This is a genomic window from Amycolatopsis sp. NPDC104775 (assembly GCF_055583325.1).
In genome coordinates this window covers 48,011-68,167 of record NZ_JBVJOE010000013.1, presented here as the reverse complement: position 1 = coordinate 68,167, position 20,157 = coordinate 48,011, and the positions used below count along the sequence as shown (strand labels likewise).

Sequence of the window (20,157 nt, the reverse complement as noted above, 5' to 3'; positions counted from 1 at the left end):
TGGTGTTGACACCTCGTCAACGACACATCATGGCGCAGGTCACGCTACGCGCAAGTCCCCGGAAAACCGATCAGTCGGAAGTGGGGTCGAAGGAGGTGACGCACGCGCCGTCCACCGCGCGGTCGTCGGTCTCCACCCGGCCCTCCTTGGCGACGCCGTCGAGCTTGGCGTCGACGTGCACGATCGTCCGGCCCGCGGTCCGCAGCACGTCCGTCTTGCGCACGGCCAGCTTCGTTTCGCCGTAGATCCACTGCTGAGTGCCGTCGCGGGTGGTGTCCGGCGCGTCCCGGCACATGACCGACAACGCCGCCGGGATGTCGCGGGCGTTGACCGCCTCGATGAACTTCATCGCGGCGTCCGTGCCGTCCTTCACCTGCGGGCGCGGCTTCGGATCGGTCGACAGGCTGGCCAGCGGTGCCGGTTCACCGTCCGCCTTGGCGTCGCGCACGCACCAGCCCTTGCCGTCGGGGATGATCGCGATGCCGTAGGCGAGGTTGCTCGCGGTGATCGTGGCCGCGTGTTCCTGCGGGCCGGTCGGATGCACCGGGTTGCTGATCTTCGCCTCGCCCTTCGCGCTCCGGAAGAAGTCGTCGGCGGTGTAGGACCGCTTCGACCGGATCTTGCACCAGAGCTGATCCAGCCCGGTCTGCTCGGTGATCGAGTTCGCGACCGACTGGGCCACCTGCTCCGGCGTCCCCTGGGAGGTCGTGTCCAGCTTCTCCTTGAAGAATCCCGGCGTCACCCAGCCGGTGAACGCGACCGCGCCGCCGAGCACCACGACCGCCGCGCCGAGGGAGATCCACAACCCGGCCTTCGACTTCTTCTTCGGCGGCGGGTACTGGCCGAACTGCGGCGGGTAGGGCTGCTGGAACTGCCCCTGCTGCGGCCCGCGCGGCGGAAACGGACCCTGCTGCGGGTACGGGCCTTGCGGCGGGTGGTTCATGTCTCCCCCTCGATACCGGTCTGTCTGCCGGACAGGCTAGTGAAGTACGCTTCAACCGCACCCACGACCTGCAGAAATAAGGAGCAGCCAGCCGTGGCTCGAGTCGTTGTCGACGTCATGCCCAAACCCGAGATCCTCGACCCGCAGGGCCAGGCGGTGGCGCGCGCGCTGCCGCGGCTGGGCTTCTCCGGGGTCGCCGACGTGCGCCAGGGACGGCACTTCGAACTCGAGGTCGACGACGACGTCGATGACGAGACGCTGGCCAAGATGGCCGAGGGCTTCCTCGCCAACCCGGTGATCGAGCAGTGGACGATCCGGCGGGTGGAGGCGTGAGCGCCCGCATCGGCGTCATCACCTTCCCCGGCACGCTCGACGACGGCGACGCCGCCCGCGCGGTCCGCTACGCCGAGGCCGAGGCGGTTTCGCTCTGGCACGCCGACGACGACCTCAAGGGCGTCGACGCGGTCGTCGTCCCCGGCGGCTTCTCCTACGGCGACTACCTGCGCGCCGGCGTGATCGCCCGCTACGCGCCGGTGATGACCTCGGTCATCGAGGCCGCCCGCAAGGGCATGCCGGTGCTCGGCATCTGCAACGGCTTCCAGATCCTGTGCGAGGCCGGTTTGCTGCCCGGCGCGATGATCCGCAACGTCGGCCTGCACTTCGTGTGCCGCGACCAGTGGCTGCGCGTCGACAACAACGCCACCGCGTGGACCTCGCGCTACGAGGCGGGCGCGGAAATCCTGATCCCGCTCAAGAACAACGACGGCTGCTACGTCGCCGACCAGTCCACTGTGGACATGCTGGAGGCGGAAGGCCGGGTCGCGTTCCGCTACGTCGGCGGCAACCCGAACGGCTCCCGCAACGACATCGCGGGCGTCACCAGCGAGAACGGCCGCGTGGTCGGTCTCATGCCGCACCCGGAGCACGCGATCGACGCGCTCACCGGCCCGTCCGACGACGGACTCGGCATGTTCTACAGCGCGGTGGACGCGCTCGTGAAAGCCTGAGGTGCCCGCATCCGTGAAGGGAACGAGCCGGGATTCTGAGTCCCGCACCGTTCCCTTCACGGACTTGGGCTGGGACGACCGTGCTCAGCCGAGCCGGAAGACCAGTGCCGTGGACTGCCCGCTGTAGATCCCGCGGACTCCGAAAACGGCCCCGTCCGCCCAGAACAAGCGGCAGAACCACGGTGCCAAGCGGCGATCGCCGGAACCCGTGAGCGAGACCGTGTGCACGGGTGTCACAGCTCCGGTGTCCAGCGAGAACTTGACGATGTGCTGATCAGGACTGTCCTGGCCAGCGGAGACCACGGCGATCACCTGCCCGTTGTCCACCGCGAGCGGTGCCGCGACAACGCCGCCGCCGGGTGCCGGGGCTTCCCAGCGTTTGGCACCGGTGCGGAGGTCGAACGCGGCCAGGCGATTAGGCTTCTGCGGGCTTGTCAGCGCGATCATCGTGGTGCCCGTGACGAGTGCTCGCGAACGTTTATGCGACGTGCCGTTGGAGATCCCGCTCAGGCTGTAGCCGAATCCGTCGTCGCCCATGAAGCCGTTGAACGCGTCTCCGGCCTCGATGGTGGAAACCGGTTCGAGCGAGTCGTCGAGAGTTTCGTACATTCCTCTCGATGCGTCGCTGAGGTAGGCGACCAGCGGCGACGCGCTCACCCACGCCATCGTGAGGTAGGACTTGCTCTTCACGAACTCGTTGTGCTGCTTGGTTTTTCCGGTCGCGGGATCGACGGCGACGGCGACGTACAAGTCCTCGCCGGAGTCCTTGGCGCTGCAGTGGGACAGCAGCACGAAGTCCGCGGTCCGCGGCACCCCGTCCGACGGGATGCAGTTCGAGTACACCTTCTCGTCGGTCGGTGGCGTGACCTCGGACCAGCGGACGGCACCGGTGGCCGCGTCCAGCCCGAGCAGCTGTTGGTAGTGCACGACCACGACCGAACCGCCGACGATCTCCAGCACTGCGTGCTCGTCGAGTTTCGCTTCCGACGGGCTTCCCGACGAGGTGATGGGCATCGCCCGCTGCCACAGCAGCTTTCCCGCGTTGACATCCAGCACGGCCGCGCTCGAGCAGAGATCCCCATAGCCGACGGCGATGTGGTTATCGACGACAGCGGTGCTCGCCCCGCAGAAATGGCCGGAGGGGGAGGGAATCCTCCAGCGTTCCCTGCCGTCGCTCCGTGCGTACGCGACCGCATAGGTGTCGTTCACCAGCACCAGCTCGTCGCCCACGACCCAGGAATCGATGCCGTTCCCGTACGGCGGGATCCGGTCCGATCCGAGCTGCCACGGACCTGGCTGGGACACCGCGATCGCGTGGCCGGGCACCTTGCCGCTGGTGAGCGCGAGCGGTACCACGATCGCCGCGATCACCACGGCTGCCAGAAATGCCGCGCCTACGACGAGGGCCCGCCGGCCACCCATTTTTTTCGTCACTACCCGCTCCCCCTTTCGATGCGGGTAGTGTATTTGGGGGAATCAGATTCCTCCAAAGTTCCGCCACGGCTTTCACCGCGCCGGATTTGTCGTCTCCGACGACGGTCTCGGCATGTTCTACAGCGCGGTGGACGCGCTCGTGAAGGCCTGATCAGCTCGCGAAAAGGGGCCCTGGGAAAATCCCAAGGCCCCTTTCGCGTTACTTGCTGTGGTCGCTGGAGAGCCAGCGTTCGGTGCGCACCCGCACCAGCACCGAGGTCCCCTTGAGCGAGCCCTCGACGAACTTCCGCGCCTCGGCCTCCGGCGCGTACCGGGAGGCGATGGCGAGCGCCTGCTCGTACGTCGGAGCCGACGACCGGTCCACGACCGGACCGGACACCGTGACGTACTTGTACGGCTGGGTTTCCTGCTGCACCGTCAGGCTCAGCTGGCCCGCCGCCTCGATCGCGCGGTCCTTCGCCGAGCCGCGATCCATCCAGATCAGCAGTTCGCCGCCGGGCTCGTAGTCGTACCAGACCGGCACGGCGAGCGGGGCCGCGCCTTCCCGGCCGATCGACAGCACGCCCACTCGCTTCTCGGCGAGGAACTGCTCTCGTTCGTCCACCGTCATGACCGCCATCCGGCGTCACCCCCGTGTTGTTGGCCTCGGCTCCGCCGAGGCGTGCGGGATCGCCTTTAAGCCGGTGTCTGGGCGAGCGACGCACTCGGCCCGGGGGCCGAGCACGCCGCCCACCCAGACACCGGCGCGATCCCGCCGGCATGGTTCCGCCTGGAGCCAACGCCGAAGCCCGAGCGGACATTCCGCTCAGCTCGCCGCCTCCACCAGCCGCGAGTACGGACCGCCCGCCGCGATCAGGTCCTGGTGCGGGCCGAGCTCGGTGATCCGGCCTCCCTCGACCACCGCGACGCGGTCCGCCGCCGCGGCCGTGTGCAGGCGGTGCGCGATCGCGATCACCGTGCGGCCTTCGAGCACCGCGTTCAGCGACCGTTCCAGTTCCCGCGCCGAACCGGTGTCCAGCAGCGAGGTCGCCTCGTCCAGCACCAGCGTGTGCGGGTCGGCCAGGACGACCCGGGCCAGGGCCAGCTGTTGCGCGAGACCGGCCGGAACCGCGTACGCGCCGGAGCCGAGCTTGGTGTCCAGACCTTCGGGCAGTCCGGCCGCCCACTCCGCCGCGCCGGCGGACGCGAGCGCGGCAAGCAGCTCCTCGTCGGTCCAGTCCCCGCCGTCGCGCCGGGCGGGCAGCGCCAGGTTTTCCCGCAGCGTCCCGGAGAACGTGTGGTGCTCCTGCGTCAGCAGCAGAACCTCGCCACGCAGGATGTCGTCCGCGAGCGTCGACACCTCGGTGCCGCCGACCCGGATCGAACCCGCCGTCGGCGCCGAAATCCCGGCCAGCAGCCTGCCCAGCGTCGACTTGCCCGCACCCGACGGCCCGACGATCGCCAGCCGTTCACCGCGCGGCACGCTCAAGCTGATGCCGTGCAGTACCTCGCGATCCTCGGTGTAACCGAACCGGACGTCGCGCACCTCGATGTCGCGTCCGCGCGGCACGTCGGTGACCTTGTCCGCCGCTTTGGTCGGCTGCACACCGATGATCCGGCGCGTCGCGGCTATCGCGACCTGCAAATCCTCCAGCCAGAACAACGCCTCGCTGAGCGGAGCGGTCATCGCCTGCGCATACGCCAGCATCGTGGTGATCGTGCCGAGCCCGGCCCAGCCCTGGCTGTAGGCGAACAGACCCAGCAGCAGGAGCGCGGAGATCGGCAGCACGTAACTGATCTCCAGCGCCGGCAGCCAGCGCATCTGCAACGCCCGCATCCGGCGTTCCCCGAGCACCGCCTGGTCGAGCGCGTGCTGACCGGCGCGCACTCGCCGTTCGGTGAGGCTGAGCGCCTCCGCGGTGCGCGCGCCCTCCACGGTCTCGTGGGTGATCGACTGCAGGTCGCCCCAGCGGTCGAGCATCCACGCGAACGCCGTCGGGATCTTCCGCTGGTACCAGATGTTCACCGGCACCAGAATCGGAATCGCCACCAGCAGGGCCAGCGCGAGCAGCGGCGACGTCACGATCATCGCGATGGTGGTGAACAGCACCGTCACCGCGGCGATCAGGATTTCCGGCGCGGCGAACCGCACCGCGACGTCCAGCCGGTTGATGTCGCTGGTCGCCCGGCTGAGCAGGTCGCCGGTACCGGCCGCCTCGACGGTGCCGAGCGGCAGGTCGAGCGCGTTCGTGACGAACCGTTCCCGGGTCTGCGCCAGCACGCGCTCGCCGAACATCCGGCCGCGCAGCCGCGCCGCTTTCCTCGCCCACGCCTGCAGCACAAGGACCACCACGAACGCCACGGCCAGCAGGTCGACCTGCAGCGTGGGGCCGTGTTCGACCACGCCGTCCACGAGCCGGCCGAGCAGCTGCGGCCCGGCCAGCGCGATCACGGTGGCCAGGCAGAACAGCCCGAGCATCACGGAAAACTCGCGCCGGTGCTCGACCGCCACGCGTTTCGCCCACTGCCGTACCTCGCGTTTCGAGGCCAGCGGGAGCCGCGTCGTCATACCGTCACCGCCTTTCCGCTCACGACCTCGTCGGCCACGTTCCTCCACAGTGGACTCTGACTGAACACCACGGTGGTCCTTCCGGCCCGCAATTCCTTGACCCGCTGGGTAATCCGGGCTTCGGTGTGCGCGTCGACGGCCGACGTCGGCTCGTCGAGCAACAGCACGTCGGAGTCGATCGCCAGCGCGCGGGCCAAACTCAGCCGTTGCCGCTGCCCACCGGACACCTCGCGCCCGCGCTCGCCGATCAGCTCGTCGACGCCGCGCGGCAGGGCCTCGATGATGTCCTCGGCGTCCGCCGCGTGCAGTGCCTCGAAGATGTCGACCTCGCGCGGATGCTCCGGGGTCAGCTGATCGCGCAGGATCCCGGAGAACCACAAATCCTGGTTGTGCGCGTACACCACTCGGCGGCGCAGCTCGGCGAGCGCGACGCGATCCGCGGGCACCCCGCCGATCAACACCTGCTCGTCCTCGTCCGCGTCGGCGAACCGGCTCATCCGCGCGGCGATCGCCTCCGCCTCGGCGCCGAGATCGACCACGGTCAGCTTGCCCGGCGTGATCCGGATGCCGCTGGCGGTGTCCACCAGCTCCAGCGGACCGTCCGGCAACGGTCGCGGTGATACCGGGTCGGCGAGCTTCGGCCGCAGGGCCAGCAGCCCGCACACCTTGCGCGCCGCGACCAGCCCCGAGCTGAGCGAGCTGACCTGCTCGGTCGCCGTGGCGACCGGAACAACCAGGAACGCCGAAAGCCCGTAGAACGCCACCAGCTCGCCGACGCCGATCGTGCCGTCGAGCGCGAGCCGCGCGCCCAGCCAGGTGATCGCGACCGTGACCAGCCCGGGCAGCAGCACCTCCGCGCCGGCGAGCCAGGATTCGCTGCGCCCGACCTCGACGCCGGAGCGCCGCACCAGCTGGCTGGCGTCGCGGAACCGGCGCAGGAACCGCCGTTCGCCGCCGACTCCGCGCAGGATCCGCAGCCCGGACACGATGTCCGCGCCGAGTGCGTTCACGTCGCTCAGATTCTCCCGCTGCGCGGTTTTCCGCTTCTGCAGCGGCGCGAGCAGCGGACCGATGCCGAGCACCGCCAGCGGGACGCCGACCAGCGCGATCGTGCCCAGCACCGGAGACGTGCCGAGCATCGCGACGCCGATCACCACGAACGCCACGATCGACCCGAACGTGCGGCCGACGACCTCGAACGCGTTGCCCACCCAGTTCATGTCCGACGACGTGACCGCGACGACGTTGCCCGTGCTGGTCGCGTCGCGCAGGGACGCGCCGAGCCGGGTGGTGTGGTCGGTGACCAGGCGTTGCGTGGAGCCCGCGCCGTGGATCCACAGGCCGTACGAGGCGAAGTGCAGCCCGGTGCCGAGCACCGCCTGTGCCACTCCGAGCAGGCCCGCGACCAGCGCCCAGCGCCACAGCGCGGCCGTATCGCCCGCCGCGATCGCGCCGACGCCCCGGCCGATCACCAGCGGCAGCAGGGCGCTCGGCAGCGACCAGCCGGCCCCGGTGACGATCGCGGCGAGGACGAGGCCCGGCCGCGCGCGCAGGACCGCCAGCAGGTACCGAAGCGGCGTCGGTCGTTCCGGCAGTCTGATGGCGGGAAAGCGGTACGTGGCGGAAAGCACGATCACTGACGCTAAGCCGCCGGGACTGTCCGGCGCGACTGATTTATCCCCGGACGGACCATCGCCGGGCCAGGCCGGGCGGCTGCGGGTGTGACCCCGCCGACACGTAGTCTTAAGCCCGTGGCGAACCCTGACACGGATACCGTGACCAGCACAGTTGACACCACCGCAGTGGCCGCGGCGACCCCGGAAACGAGCCAGCCGTACGTCGAACTCGGCCTCGCCGAAGACGAGTACGCGCGGATCCGGGAAATCCTCGGCCGCCGGCCCACCGACGCCGAGCTCGCGATGTACTCGGTGATGTGGAGCGAGCACTGCTCCTACAAGTCCTCGAAGAAGCACCTGCGCTACTTCGGCGAAACCGCCACCGACGAGATGAAGGCCAAGATGCTTGCCGGCATCGGCGAGAACGCGGGTGTCGTCGACATCGGCGACGGCTGGGCGGTCACCTTCAAGGTGGAAAGCCACAACCATCCGTCCTATGTGGAGCCGTACCAGGGCGCGGCCACCGGCGTCGGCGGCATCGTGCGCGACATCATGGCGATGGGCGCGCGCCCGCTCGCGGTGCAGGACGCGCTGCGGTTCGGCCCGGCCGACGCGCCGGACACCAAGCGCGTGCTGCCCGGCGTGGTCGCGGGCGTCGGCGGCTACGGCAACTGCCTCGGCCTGCCGAACATCGGCGGCGAGCTGGTCTTCGACCCGTCCTACGCGGGCAACCCGCTGGTCAACGCGCTGTGCGTGGGCGCGATGCGCACCGAGGACCTGCACCTGGCGTTCGCGTCCGGCGCGGGCAACAAGATCATCCTGTTCGGCGCGCGCACCGGCCTCGACGGCATCGGCGGCGTGTCCGTGCTCGCCAGCGACACCTTCTCCGGCGACGAATCCGCGGCCGGGCGGCGGAAGCTGCCCAGCGTGCAGGTCGGCGACCCGTTCACCGAGAAGGTGCTCATCGAGTGCTGTCTCGACCTGTTCAAGGAGAACCTGGTCGTCGGCATCCAGGACCTCGGCGGGGCCGGGCTGTCCTGCGCGACGTCCGAACTGGCCGCGGCCGGCGACGGCGGCATGCACATCTACCTCGACCGGGTTCCCTTGCGCGCCACCGGAATGACGCCCGCGGAGGTGCTCTCCAGCGAATCGCAGGAGCGCATGTGCGCGGTCGTCGCGCCGGAGAACGTCGAGGCGTTCATGGCGGTCTGCGCCAAATGGGACGTCATCGCCACCGACATCGGCGAGGTCACCGACGGCGAGCACCTCGTGATCACCTGGAACGACGAGATCGTGGTCGACGTGCCCGCGCACACCGTCGCGCACCAGGGCCCGGTGTACGACCGCCCGATCGAGCGCCCGGCGTTCCAAGACGGCCTGATCGCCGACACCTCCGCGAAGCTGCCGCGTCCCTCGACGCCGGAGGAACTGCGCGCGGACTTCCTGAAGCTCATCGCGTCGCCGAACCAGGCGTCGAAGGAATGGGTGACCTCGCAGTACGACCGCTACGTGCGCGGCAATTCGGTGCTGGCCCAGCCGTCCGACTCGGGCATGATCCGGATCGACGAGGAGAGCAACCGCGGCGTTTCGGTGGCCACCGACTGCAACGCGAAGTTCGTCTACCTCGACCCGTACCGCGGCGCGCAGCTCGCGCTGGCCGAGGCGTACCGGAACGTCGCCACCGGCGGCGCGACCCCGGTCGCGGTGTCCGACTGCCTCAACTTCGGCGCCCCGACCGACCCGGGCGTGATGTGGCAGTTCGAGCAGGCCGTGCACGGTCTCGCCGACGCGTGCGTCGAACTGGGCATCCCGGTCACCGGCGGCAACGTCAGCTTCTTCAACCAGACCGGCGACACGGCGATCCTGCCGACCCCGGTGATCGCGGTGCTCGGCGTGATCGACGACGTCACCCGCCGCATCCCGACCGGCATCGGCGCGGAAGCGGGCGAGACGCTGCTGCTGCTCGGCGAGACCCACGACGAACTGGACGGTTCGGCCTGGGCCCGCGAGCTGCACGGCCACCTCGGCGGCGTTCCGCCGCGCGTCGACCTGGCCCGCGAGAAGCTGCTGGCCGAGATCCTGGTCGCCGGTTCGCGCGACGGCATGATCTCCGCCGCGCACGACCTCGCCGACGGCGGGCTGGCACAGGCTCTCACCGAAACCGTCCTCATTGGACAGTGCGGGGCCCGCGTGTTCCTCGACCGCGACCAGGACCCGTTCGTGCAGCTGTTCTCAGAGTCGTCGGGCCGCGTGCTGGTGGCGGTCCCGCGCACGGAGGAACTGCGGTTCACCGAAATGTGCACCGCGCGCGGCCTGCCGTGGCGCAAGACCGGCGTCGTCGACCCGGATTCCGGCACGCTGGAGATCCAGGGCATCACGGAGTTCACCCTCGAAGAACTGCGCGAGACCTGGGAGAAGACGCTTCCGGCTCTGTTCGACTGAGCCCTCGTGAGTGCCGGTGCCGACCGGCACCGGCACTCACGACCGGAAGATGACCGCCTCCGCCAGCTCTGCCCGCGGAATCGCTGGCCGAGGCTCGTCCGGATCGGCGTACCCGATCGACATGCCGCAGCCGAGGACGTATCCGGCCGGCGGCTCCGCGATCTCCGTGACGCTCCGGTGGTAGCGACCCCACGCGATCTGCGCGCAGCTGTCGAGCCCCTCGGCGCGCAGCAACAGCATCACGGTCTGCAGGAATATCCCCGCGTCCAGCCATTGCGGGGGAAGCATCTGCTCGTTCAAGTAGCAGAACAGCGCGACCGGAGCGCCGAAGCAAGCCCAATTCCGGACCCGGACCCGCTCCCGGCCCGCGAGGTCCTCGCGCGCGATCCCGACTGCGCCGTAACGCAACGCGCCCAGCTCCTCGATCCGCCGCGCGTACTGTTCAGGCAGCGCTTGCGGGTACGGCAACACCTGGGGCGGATCGCCGGTGTCTCCGCTGGAGATCCGCTGCCCGACCAGGTGTTTCAGCTCGGCCAGCTTCGCGCCGGACAGGACATAAACCCGCCACGGCTGCAGATTTCCCCCAGACGGCGCCCGCAAGGCGGCCGAGAGGACGCGAGTCAGGACTTCGTCGGGTACTGGCTTGCCGAGGAAGCCACGGACAGATCGCCGGGAGCGCACCGCTTCGTAGACGTCCACGGCTTCTTGATGCTACTCAGCTCGGCACCGCGAAATAGCCGCCATACCGGGGTTCCAGTCTCCAGCCGTCCGGCAGCTGTACCCAGTCCGAGAAGCTTGCACCGGTGAAAAAGACTGCATCTTCGAAAGCCGCCTCATTGAAAGACGTTCGACCTGCGAATTTTGTCTCGGTGAAATCGGCCAGCTCAGAGAACTCGGTGCCGGAGAACCAAGCTCGGTCGAGGAAAGTCGCGTTGCGGCAACGAAACCTGCCCACCAGCCGCCCGGGTCCGGTGCCCGCGGCGGTGAAGTAGACCTGCCCGGTAAAGACGCACCCGCTGAGATTCGTGCTGCTGTACAGCGAAGCGTGCCGCAGCAGCAGACCGCCGATCCGGCGATGGGAAAGATCGAAATACTCCAGCACGGCACCGGTCAGATCGAGGTCTGGGCCGGGACCGTCCACATCGGACGGTGGCAGCAGATCCCGGATCAGCCGTTGCGCGGTGAGCCGCACCTGCAGCTCGCGTTCCTCTTCCGGCGTGCCATCGTCTTGGGAGCCGCCGTACCGGCCGTGAGTAAACGGCCTCCGCAGATAAGAACACACCACATCCAGCACGGTCTGCCGATATTCCGGCCGCGTCCGCGCCAGCCCGGCCAGCGCGTGCAACGCCCCCACGCGCACCTGGTCGGCCTCGTGCCCCAGCAATTCCACCGATTTCGCGAACCGCTCGTCGGAGATCCGTTCGCGGTCGACGTCGTGCCGTTGCTGTTCGATCACCTGCCGCGCTTCCTCGACCCGGCGACGGCGATCGTTGAGCCACAACGCGTACAGCGCCACGACCGCGCCGCCAGCGAGACCGGCGGTTTTCAGCGCTTCGCTCCGGCTTGTCGCGGGGTCGGTGAGCAGCCAGCCACCGACCCCGCACAGCAGTGCCACGGACGCGATCAACGTCCACAGCAGCGGCGAACGCACCGGGTCAGAACGCCAGGATCAGGTACAGCCCCACGCAGTAGCCGCCGCCGCGGTTCATCACGACCATCGTGCCGCTGGCGTCCTTGCCCGACAGCTTGCCGGTGATCCGGGCGCTCGTGGTGGCGCTGCCCTGGGTGACCTTGCCCAGCGTGAGCTGCGGGTCGCCGCTGGTGGTCTCGTCGATGCTGCGCTTCGACATGCTCTCGGTGCCCTGGCAGGCCAGCGCGGTCGCCCCGGCGGCGTCCTTGGCGTTGAGCTTGGCGAGGAAGTTGTCGATGACCTGCTTCGCCTCGCCGGTGGCCCCGCTGGAACCGGGGTCCTCGCTCGAATCCGTGGACGGCGAGGACGAGTCGCTCGGCAGCGGAGCGTCCGAGGACGGGGACGGAGCCGGGGCCGGCGGCTGCGCCTGCGAACTGCCCTTGTCGTCCTTGCTCAGGAAGAACCCCGGCGCGACGAAGCCGGTGATGCCGAGCGCGACCACCACGACGACCGCGACGGCGATGCCGATCCACAGGCCGGTCTTGTTGTTCTTCGGCGGCTCGCCGCCCGGCCCGCCCGGGTATTGCCCCTGGTCCCAGCCCTGCTGCGGGAACTGCTGGGTGCCGCCGTAGGGCTGCTGCTGGTACCCCGGGTACTGCTGCTGAGCGTTCGGGTCCCAGCCCTGCTGCGGCTGCTGCTGGGCGTTCGGATCCCACGCGGGCTGGGCGTTCGGGTACCCGCCCGGCTGCTGCTGCGCCTGGTTGGGGTCCCACCCCGGCTGCTGCGGCACCCCGCCCGAGCCGGGCTGCTGCCAGCCCTGGCCGTAGGGGTCCCCGCCCTGTCCGGGCTGCGGTGGGTAAGTCATGTCCGGTTCCGCCTTCCTGCTGCACCGACTCGCGCCGCGGTCTGACGCCCCGCCGGCCCAGGCGGTTCCGTCTCCGCCCCAGGTCTGCATTGTGCAAGGCGGGCAAGGCGCGCACAAAAGCGGCTCCCGGCCGCCCCGCCCGGCAGGAGGCGGGGTGAACCGGGAGCCGCGTCGGTGCGCGCCCGTCAGGTCAGCCGTTGGCGAGTGCCTGCAGCCGGTCGTAGGCGCCGTTGAACGTGTCCTGGTCCAGCGGGCTCGAGGTGTACTGCCACACGGTGTAGTAACCCCAGGCGTACGGAAGCGTTCCAGCCGAGGACGCGTACCGCGCGACCCACAGCGGCGCGGTGCTGGAGAAATCGCCGTCGACGCACTGGCTCCACCAGTTCGTCGACGTGTAGATCACCGGCCAGCGGCCCGTTTTCGCGTGATAGGTGTCGTGGAAGTCCTTGATCCACGCCGTCATCGCGGATTTGCTCAACCCGTAACAGGTCGCGCCGTAAGGGTTGTACTCCATGTCCAGCGCGCCCGGCAGCGTTTTGCCGTCCCCGGACCACCCGCCGCCGTGTGCGACGAAGTAGGTCGCCTGTGCCGCGCCGCTGGAGGTGTTCGGGGTGGCGAAGTGGTAGGCGCCGCGGATGAAGCCCTGGTTGTAGGAACCGTTGTATTGCTGGGCGAAGTACGGGTTGGTGTAGTTGGTGCTCTCGGTCGCTTTGGTCCAGACGAACCGCTTGCCCTGGCCCCACCAGTTTCCCCAGTCGACGTTGCCCTGGTAGCTGGCGACGTCCATGCCGGCGACGGTGGCCGCCACCTGGTTCGGCAGCGCGGCCGCGGGCTGCGGTCGCTGCGCGGCGGCTTGCGTCTCGGGGGTGGACCGGTCACCCTCGACGCGCCGGATTTGCGACCCCATGACGTGGTTGTTCGCCTGGATGTCGGCGTTGACGGCGTTGATCTCCCGCGTCGAAAGCGGGGAAGCCGCCGGGGCGGCCATCGCCTCGGTCGAAGCGCCGAGCAGGAGCGCGACAACCGGGACGGTCAGTGCGGACAGCAGCGTGATGCGCCGTCCTCTTCGGGAAGTGGACATCGTCGATCCCTTCACAGATACCCTCGCGGAGGGCGGCTATGTGCAGGTAGCCGCCACGGGGGAGATTCTTGAGGACGAATCGTCGTTTGTCATCAAGTTCCGTGAAGATGAATGGGCCAGTGGGTGATTTTCATCGGGCGGTGATGACTAATTCGTGACCTCGTCACGAATGTTCACCCGAATGCCAGATTGCGTAGCGCTGTTTGGGCTCCGTTGAGCCAGTTCTGGTCCCCGGGCAGGGTCCCGCTGTCCGAGAACTGCCAGATGGCGTGCTGTCCCCAGCCCGCGGGCAGTTCGCCGATGAAGGAGTTGTAGCGCGCGATCCACAGCGGATTCCCTCCGAAAGAAGGGTTGTTTCCGGTGCAGCGTTTCCACCAGCTAGTCGACGTATAGATCGTCGGCAGCCGTCCGGTGCGGGCGAGATAGGTGTCGGAGAACGCGCGGACCCACGCGACCATCCCGTTCGCGTCCTTGCCGTAACACGTTTCGCCGTAGGGGTTGTATTCCATGTCGAGTGCGCCCGGAAGCGTCTTGCCGTCGGCCGACCAGCCGCCGCCGTGCGCGAGGAAGTAGTTGGCCTGCGCGGCGCCGTCGGACACGTCCGGGCGGGCGAAGTGGTAGGCGCCGCGGATGATCCCGGCTTGGTAGGAACCGTTGTACTGCTGGGCGAATTGCCCGCTGACGAACCCGGTGCCCTCGGTCGCTTTCACGTACACGAACTTCGAGCCCGCGCCCGCCGCGGCAGGCCAGTCGACCGGGCCCTGGTGTCCGCTGACGTCGTGCCCGAGGTACTGGTCTTGCGCCGTGTACGAGATGTTCGGCGATCCCAGCACGCCTTCGTGTTTCGCGATTTGCGAACCGGCGTAGTTGTCCGCGGCCCCGGCGTAGCTCGGCGCCGCCGTCGCGGTTTCGCACAGGGACGTGCCGGTGATCCCGGCGAAGAGAACCGCGCTCCAGCGCAGCAGCAGATGACGCTTCACCCAGGACTCCTCACCGGACGCGTGTACTCCTACTGCGTCACGATGCCCGGATGCGCGGAGTTCGGCGAATCATGATCACCCGGCAGTGTGGTCCGCCCAGGTCAGCGCCGCTCTTCGGCCAGCGCCCTCATCAGCTGCTCGGCCGGGACGACCGCGGTGATCAGGTCGTGCGGGTTGATCGCGAGCGGATGCCCGGCGAGCAGCCCGACGATGTCGCGGCCGAGCACCGCGCGGGCGTGCGGCCATTCGCGCGGCACCAGCGACTTCGACGTGTACGCCGGGACCATGACCCGGCCGTCGGCGTTGTGGAAGCCGATCACCGTGCGCTGCACCGGAGACAGGGCGTAGACGAGCAGCGTCGAATCGAGGATGACGCGCGGCAGGTCCTCGGCGGGCCGGTGCTCGGTCCGGACCATCTGCAGCAGCCGCTCGAGTTCGTTGCGCGGCTCGGGAAAACCGAGCGCCTTGGGCGAGGGCCGGTACCGGTCGTTGGGGTGGAAGTCCTCGACGACCTCTCCCGTCCCGTTCACCGGATACGCGCCGACGACCGCCCACGAGGGCACCGGACCGCGGGCGTCGAAGGCCTCGTCGATGACGTACAGCCAGCTGTTCGGGTTCGTCCGCGCGTTGGCCCGCATCTCGGGAGTGATCTCGGGTTTCCCTTGCGGCCCGCGGCGGGGGTACGCGTTCCGGCGCGCGCGTTTGCCCGCCGGGGTCCGGGAAACCATCCGATCTGCCTCGTCCCGCTGCGCCATCGCCGTCCCTCGGTGCCGGGTGCCTGAAAGTCCGTCCGCGGCCACTCTACTGTTGTCGCATGGCCTCTTCGCGTTCGGTCGATCCCGCTCAGTTACGGGCGGCGGTGCTGGCCGTTTCGGACTGGTTGCGTGGTGACGGACCGGATCCGGCCCGTCCTGAACTGGCCGCCGCGGTGCGCGCGACGCTGCGGACCCTCGCCCAGGACGCGCCCGGCCACACCGTCGAGGTCCGGGTGCCGCCGTACGCCGCGGTGCAGTGCATCGAAGGCCCGCGGCACACCCGCGGCACGCCGCCGAACGTCGTCGAGACCGATCCGCGGACGTGGCTGGAGCTGGCCACCGGCCTCCTGGACTGGGACGACGCGCTCAGCGCCGCTCGCGTGTCCGCCTCGGGCAGCCGGGCCGACCTCTCGCACTGGCTCCCGGTCGTGCGGATCTGACTTCCGCGGCAATTCGTTCCCCTCAGGAGTGTCTTCTGAGGCACACACTCCGTAGAATCCCCTGAGCCGAGGCCTGAGCCACGCTGTCTGGAGCAGGGCCTTGCGTGTACTTTGGGTAGTCGGATTTCGATTCCCGGGATGAATGAGCGGCGATGGAAGGGCCCTGGTCATGAACGCGGTAGGCGTGTCCGCCGGCGAGCAGAGCCTCGGCCCGACAGCGCGCCGGATGATCCTCGGTTCGCAGCTTCGCCGGTTGCGCGAGGAAGCCGGGATCACGCGCCAGCAGGCGGGCTACAACATCCGCGGTTCGGAATCGAAGATCTCCCGGCTGGAACTCGGCCGGGTCGGCTTCAAGGAACGCGACGTCGCCGACCTGCTCACCATGTACGGCGTCTCCGACGAGGAGGAGCGCAAAGCGTTCCTCGACATGGTCAAGCAGTCGAACGAAGCGGGCTGGTGGCGCAAGTTCGGGGAGACGGTGCCGGGATGGTTCACCGACCTCGTCGGCTTGGAGGAAGCGGCGTCCCGCATTCAGATCTGGGAGCCGCTGTTCGTCTCCGGCCTGCTGCAGATCGAGCCGTACGCGAGAGCGATCTTCAGCCACGGCCGCCCGGAAATGGCCGACGAACGCGTGGATCAGCTGGTCGCCCTGCGCATGCGGCGGCAGAAGATGCTGGCCCGCCCGGACGCGCCGCGGATCTGGGCGGTGCTCGACGAATCGGTGCTGTACCGGCCGATCGGCGGCCCGAAGGTGTTCCGGCAGCAGCTGGAGTACCTGCTCGAGGTCACCACGCTGCCGCACGTGTCGGTGCAGATCCTGCCGTACTGCCGCAGCGGTCTGTCGGCCGAGCACGCCTTCTCGCTGCTGCGCTTCGCGGAGGCGGAACTGCCGAACATCGTCTACGTCGAGTACCTGACCGGCGCGCACTACCTGGACAAACGCGACGAGATCGAGAAGTACGGCCGGGCGCTGGACCTGCTCGCCGTCGACGCGGAGACGCCCGAGCGCAGCCGGGCCCGCATCGCCAAGCGCAAGGCCGAGATCTAAGCGCAGCTTCCTACCGCCGCGGTTGTATCTGTCTCCGCCGCACCGGGTCGTCGAATTCTCCCCGTCGAGAATTTCAGTCCGCCCATCGAGCGACAGGCAGCCGAATAAAGGCTGCCCGCCCGCATTTCCCATCACTGAACGTGCATAAGTCGGGGAAACCCGTTTCCGCTGACCCGGTTCCGCGTCTCTCTATCGCGGCGCGCGCAATCACAGCCCGTGTTCTTCATTCACCCGCCGCACCCGAAGGCAGCCAGTTACGAACGCGCTGCGTTAACAGATCGCCAATATCGTGACCCATGGTGATAATTAGCCCGTTCGGGTAGTGCTCGACTCACCCGTATGGGAACTTCTACTGAACCGTGCCGTCACGCAGTGAGAAATTTGCAGAAAATTCTGCACGTGCATTTACCGCTGCATGCGCGCGTGCTAGCGTCGAAGTCACGGGCAGATGCACATGCAGATTCCTGAGCTTTTCATCGTCCTTCACGGAAGGTGGCATCATGGCTGAGCGGTTCGAGAACGGTATTCCGGCCGACCGTCTGACCGGCGCCCAGTGGCGCAAGGCGAGCTACAGCGGCGCGGTGGGCAACTGCGTCGAAGTGGCCCCGCTGACCTCCGGCGAGATCGCGATGCGGAACTCCCGCTTCCCAGAGGGTCCCGCGCTCGTCTACACGCGCGCTGAAATGGCCGCCTTCCTCGCAGGCGCGAAGGACGGCGAATTCGACGATGTCCTCGGCTGAGTCCCACGTCGTCGACTCGCGCTTCGACATCGAGCGAGGCCTGCGGCAGCTGATCGCCCGCGGCTACCAGTTCGTCCACCCGACGGACGGAAGCGGCGAGGTGCAGGCCGTGGTCGGAGTGCGAGCCCACGACAACGTGGTGGACGTCGTCCGCTTGAACGCCGAAGACGACGCCGAAGCCACTCGCCTCCCTGGCAGCGAGAAGAACATCTTCGCCCCCGAGTCCACGCTGTGGCGCTCGCGCGGCGAGGCAGGCCAGGTACTGGGCGAGGTCCTCGCCCTCCCCGAGCGCCCACCGGCTGTCGCGGCCGCCCCCGCGAACGGCTGCTGGGTTCCCGGTCGCGGCGGCCGCTCGAAGTGGTTGGCCGCTCGCTGATCCACCGCTCCGCGCCGTCCCCACCGGCCCCTGATTTCAGGCTCCGCACGAAGTGGCCCAATCCATTTCGTGCGGGGCCTGGCTCATTTCCGCCCGACGTCCGCTTGGCGCGTGGTCACTCGACGCCTTCGACGATGCGGAAGTCGCGCTCGACACTGCCGGCGAGGGTCACCAGCGCCTCCTGGTACGCCTCGCTCTCGTAGGCCGCGACGGCCTGTTCGAAGCTGTCGAACTCGATCAGAACGACGCGTTCCGCGATCCCGGCCTCGCGGATGGTGCTTCGGCCGCTGCCGCGGGACAAGACCCGCCCGCCCGCGGCTCGGACGGCCGCCGCGGCCAGCTTGTCGTAGGCAGCCAGCCGTTCCGGGTCGGAAATGTCGCGGTAGACGCTGACCCAGTAGCCCTTGGCCACGGAAACCTCCTGTGTTCGGCCGGACTGCTCCGACTTCGCGAGATACGTACAGCACTCTCTACGAGTTGGCGACCAGGGTCGAGGCCCCTGCCGCGCGGTGACGGAGCGCGCCTAAGCAGGCACTCTGCCCATAAGACCCCCGCTCCGAACCGAGAGCACCGATCCGGAAACCCTCCCCCGTAGTGGGCAGAACCACGCCGCGGACCGGCCCCCCTCGCCGTCCACCCCTTACACTTGAACCCGGCCCGCCCGCGTCTTCCTGGGAGCTTCCCGGTGGTTTCCGACCCCTCCGCCAGTCCTGCTCGTCCCGAAGATCAACCCGAACCGGAACCCCGTGAGGAGTGCGGCGTCTTCGGCGTCTGGGCTCCCGGGGAAGAGGTCGCCAAGCTCACCTACTACGGCCTCTACGCCCTGCAGCACCGCGGGCAGGAGGCAGCGGGCATTTCCGTCTCGGACGGCTCGCAGATCGTCGTCTTCAAGGACCTCGGGCTCGTCAGCCAGGTTTTCGACGAGCAGGTCCTGCAGTCCCTGCAGGGGCACATCGCCGTCGGGCACTGCCGGTACTCCACGACCGGAGCCACGATCTGGGAGAACGCCCAGCCGATCTTCCGCACCACGGACACCGGCAGCGGCCTGTCCTTCGCGCACAACGGCAACCTGGTCAACACCGCCGAGCTGCGCGATCGCACCGTCGCCGCCGGGTTGAAGCCGCACGCCGGGCTCACCGGGTCCTCGAGCGACTCCGACCTCGTCTGCGGCCTGCTCGCCGCGAACGCCGCGGACAAGGGCATCGAGGCCGCCGCGCTGGACCTGCTGCCCACCCTCAAGGGCGCGTTCTGCCTGGTCTTCGCCGACGAGAACACCCTGTACGCGGCCCGCGACCCGCACGGCGTGCACCCGCTGGTGCTCGGTCGGCTGGAGCGCGGCTGGGTCGTGGCGAGCGAGACCGCCGCGCTCGACATCTGCGGCGCGTCGTTCGTGCGCGAGGTCGAGCCGGGCGAGCTGATCGCCATCGACGCCGAGGGGCTGCGCTCGTCGCGGTTCGCGAACCCGGAGCCGAAGGGCTGCGTTTTCGAGTACGTCTACCTCGCGCGTCCGGACACGTCGATCGCCGGCCGCAGCGTGCACGCCACGCGCGTCGAGATCGGCCGCAAGCTGGCCGCCGAGCACCCGGTCGACGCCGACCTCGTGATGCCCGTTCCGGAGTCCGGCACGCCGGCCGCGATCGGATACGCGCAGGGCTCGGGCCTGCCGTACGGCACCGGCCTGGTCAAGAACGCCTACGTCGGGCGCACCTTTATCCAGCCGTCGCAGACGATCCGGCAGCTGGGCATCCGGTTGAAGCTGAACCCGCTGCGCGACGTCATCCGCGGCAAGCGGCTGGTCGTGGTGGACGACTCGATCGTCCGCGGCAACACCCAGCGCGCGCTCGTGCGGATGCTGCGCGAGGCCGGTGCGCTCGAGGTGCACGTGCGGATCGCGTCGCCGCCGGTGCGGTGGCCGTGCTTCTACGGCATCGACTTCGCCTCGCGCGCTGAACTCGTCGCCAACGGCGTCGACCTCGACGGCATCCGCCGTTCGATCGGGGCCGATTCGCTCGGCTACATTTCGCTGGACGGCCTGGTCGCGGCGTCCGAGCAGCCGAAGTCGCGGCTGTGCACGGCCTGCTTCTCCGGCGAATACCCGATTCCGCTGCCCGAGGACGCGCTCATCGGCAAGCACCTGCTCGAAAGCATGGACGCCGCCGGTGGCGCGGCGACTCCGGTCAGCGCCGCCGGGTACGGTGCCGAAGACGCCGTCCGGCGTCCGTGAACCAAGCAAGTCCAGTAGGGAGTCCGCT

The 20,157-nt window shown here is 69.0% G+C and carries 21 protein-coding genes; 9 read left to right on the top strand and 12 right to left on the bottom strand.

The features are described 5' to 3' along the window. Positions 1-70: 70 nt before the first annotated feature. Positions 71-943 carry a hypothetical protein gene (locus ACZ63D_RS38550; RefSeq protein ID WP_465359267.1) on the bottom strand — a complete coding sequence of 291 codons (873 nt, stop codon included), beginning with the start codon at positions 941-943 and terminating at the stop codon, positions 71-73. 93 nt (positions 944-1,036) lie between these two features. Here ACZ63D_RS38550 and purS point away from each other — a divergent pair, with 93 nt between their 5' ends. Both purS and purQ read left to right on the top strand, forming a co-directional pair. Then, on the top strand, positions 1,037-1,276 hold the full coding sequence (purS, locus tag ACZ63D_RS38545; RefSeq protein ID WP_037808692.1) for a phosphoribosylformylglycinamidine synthase subunit PurS: 240 nt from the start codon (positions 1,037-1,039) through the stop codon (positions 1,274-1,276). Then, entirely contained in the window at positions 1,273-1,950 is a 678-nt protein-coding gene (gene purQ / locus ACZ63D_RS38540; protein ID WP_465359266.1) for a phosphoribosylformylglycinamidine synthase subunit PurQ, read from the top strand. Before purS ends, purQ begins: the two co-directional genes overlap by 4 nt. An 84-nt stretch (positions 1,951-2,034) precedes the next feature. Here purQ and ACZ63D_RS38535 read toward each other — a convergent pair whose 3' ends face one another. The 4 genes from ACZ63D_RS38535 to ACZ63D_RS38520 all read right to left on the bottom strand — a co-directional run bounded on the left by ACZ63D_RS38535 (position 2,035) and on the right by ACZ63D_RS38520 (position 7,563). Then, positions 2,035-3,384, bottom strand: coding sequence for an outer membrane protein assembly factor BamB family protein (locus ACZ63D_RS38535; protein ID WP_465359265.1), 1,350 nt, complete (start codon positions 3,382-3,384; stop codon positions 2,035-2,037). A 199-nt stretch (positions 3,385-3,583) separates the two neighbouring features. Next, complete coding sequence (locus tag ACZ63D_RS38530; RefSeq protein WP_465359264.1) at positions 3,584-4,003, bottom strand: pyridoxamine 5'-phosphate oxidase family protein; 420 nt, start codon at positions 4,001-4,003, stop codon at positions 3,584-3,586. Positions 4,004-4,189: 186 nt separating this feature from the next. Next, positions 4,190-5,932, bottom strand: coding sequence for an ABC transporter ATP-binding protein (locus ACZ63D_RS38525; RefSeq protein ID WP_465359263.1), 1,743 nt, complete (start codon positions 5,930-5,932; stop codon positions 4,190-4,192). Continuing rightward, on the bottom strand, positions 5,929-7,563 hold the full coding sequence (locus ACZ63D_RS38520) for an ABC transporter ATP-binding protein (protein WP_465359262.1): 1,635 nt from the start codon (positions 7,561-7,563) through the stop codon (positions 5,929-5,931). The genes ACZ63D_RS38525 and ACZ63D_RS38520 overlap by 4 nt, the downstream gene beginning before the upstream one ends. Before the next feature lie 120 nt (positions 7,564-7,683). Between ACZ63D_RS38520 and purL the strand changes: the two genes are divergently transcribed. Continuing rightward, a complete protein-coding gene (gene purL / locus ACZ63D_RS38515) occupies positions 7,684-9,990 on the top strand; it encodes a phosphoribosylformylglycinamidine synthase subunit PurL (protein WP_465359261.1) in 2,307 nt (768 codons plus the stop codon). A gap of 36 nt (positions 9,991-10,026) precedes the next feature. Here purL and ACZ63D_RS38510 read toward each other — a convergent pair whose 3' ends face one another. From ACZ63D_RS38510 to ACZ63D_RS38495, 4 genes are all read right to left on the bottom strand, one after another. Next, positions 10,027-10,689, bottom strand: a complete 663-nt coding sequence (locus ACZ63D_RS38510; protein ID WP_465359260.1) for a nitroreductase — start codon at positions 10,687-10,689, stop codon at positions 10,027-10,029. Between the two features lie 16 nt (positions 10,690-10,705). Continuing rightward, a complete protein-coding gene (locus ACZ63D_RS38505; protein WP_465359259.1) occupies positions 10,706-11,641 on the bottom strand; it encodes a pentapeptide repeat-containing protein in 936 nt (311 codons plus the stop codon). A 4-nt stretch (positions 11,642-11,645) separates the two neighbouring features. After that, on the bottom strand, positions 11,646-12,485 hold the full coding sequence (locus ACZ63D_RS38500) for a hypothetical protein (protein ID WP_465359258.1): 840 nt from the start codon (positions 12,483-12,485) through the stop codon (positions 11,646-11,648). A 190-nt stretch (positions 12,486-12,675) separates the two neighbouring features. Further along, the gene (locus ACZ63D_RS38495) at positions 12,676-13,566 is read right to left on the bottom strand and encodes a lysozyme (RefSeq protein WP_465359257.1); all 891 of its coding nucleotides are present in this window, start codon (positions 13,564-13,566) and stop codon (positions 12,676-12,678) included. On the opposite strand from ACZ63D_RS38495, the gene ACZ63D_RS38490 reads away from it, so the two are divergent. Next, entirely contained in the window at positions 13,559-13,693 is a 135-nt protein-coding gene (locus ACZ63D_RS38490; RefSeq protein WP_255443103.1) for a hypothetical protein, read from the top strand. The two genes, ACZ63D_RS38495 and ACZ63D_RS38490, sit on opposite strands and share 8 nt — an antisense overlap. A 46-nt stretch (positions 13,694-13,739) precedes the next feature. On the opposite strand, the gene ACZ63D_RS38485 is transcribed toward ACZ63D_RS38490, so the two are convergent. Then, complete coding sequence (locus ACZ63D_RS38485; protein WP_465359373.1) at positions 13,740-14,531, bottom strand: lysozyme; 792 nt, start codon at positions 14,529-14,531, stop codon at positions 13,740-13,742. Between the two features lie 116 nt (positions 14,532-14,647). After that, complete coding sequence (locus tag ACZ63D_RS38480) at positions 14,648-15,301, bottom strand: type VII secretion system-associated protein (RefSeq protein ID WP_465359256.1); 654 nt, start codon at positions 15,299-15,301, stop codon at positions 14,648-14,650. A gap of 59 nt (positions 15,302-15,360) precedes the next feature. On the opposite strand from ACZ63D_RS38480, the gene ACZ63D_RS38475 reads away from it, so the two are divergent. From ACZ63D_RS38475 to ACZ63D_RS38460, 4 genes are all read left to right on the top strand, one after another. Further along, positions 15,361-15,741, top strand: coding sequence for a sterol carrier family protein (locus ACZ63D_RS38475; protein ID WP_465359255.1), 381 nt, complete (start codon positions 15,361-15,363; stop codon positions 15,739-15,741). Between the two features lie 169 nt (positions 15,742-15,910). Then, positions 15,911-16,789, top strand: a complete 879-nt coding sequence (locus ACZ63D_RS38470; protein WP_037354011.1) for a helix-turn-helix domain-containing protein — start codon at positions 15,911-15,913, stop codon at positions 16,787-16,789. Positions 16,790-17,289: 500 nt separating this feature from the next. After that, a complete protein-coding gene (locus tag ACZ63D_RS38465; RefSeq protein WP_020664000.1) occupies positions 17,290-17,529 on the top strand; it encodes a DUF397 domain-containing protein in 240 nt (79 codons plus the stop codon). Then, the gene (locus ACZ63D_RS38460) at positions 17,516-17,905 is read left to right on the top strand and encodes a hypothetical protein (RefSeq protein ID WP_465359254.1); all 390 of its coding nucleotides are present in this window, start codon (positions 17,516-17,518) and stop codon (positions 17,903-17,905) included. Before ACZ63D_RS38465 ends, ACZ63D_RS38460 begins: the two co-directional genes overlap by 14 nt. A 115-nt stretch (positions 17,906-18,020) precedes the next feature. Here ACZ63D_RS38460 and ACZ63D_RS38455 read toward each other — a convergent pair whose 3' ends face one another. After that, entirely contained in the window at positions 18,021-18,317 is a 297-nt protein-coding gene (locus ACZ63D_RS38455; protein ID WP_465359253.1) for a DUF1330 domain-containing protein, read from the bottom strand. Between the two features lie 273 nt (positions 18,318-18,590). On the opposite strand from ACZ63D_RS38455, the gene purF reads away from it, so the two are divergent. Beyond that, the gene (gene purF / locus ACZ63D_RS38450) at positions 18,591-20,129 is read left to right on the top strand and encodes an amidophosphoribosyltransferase (protein WP_465359252.1); all 1,539 of its coding nucleotides are present in this window, start codon (positions 18,591-18,593) and stop codon (positions 20,127-20,129) included. Positions 20,130-20,157 lie beyond the last annotated feature (28 nt).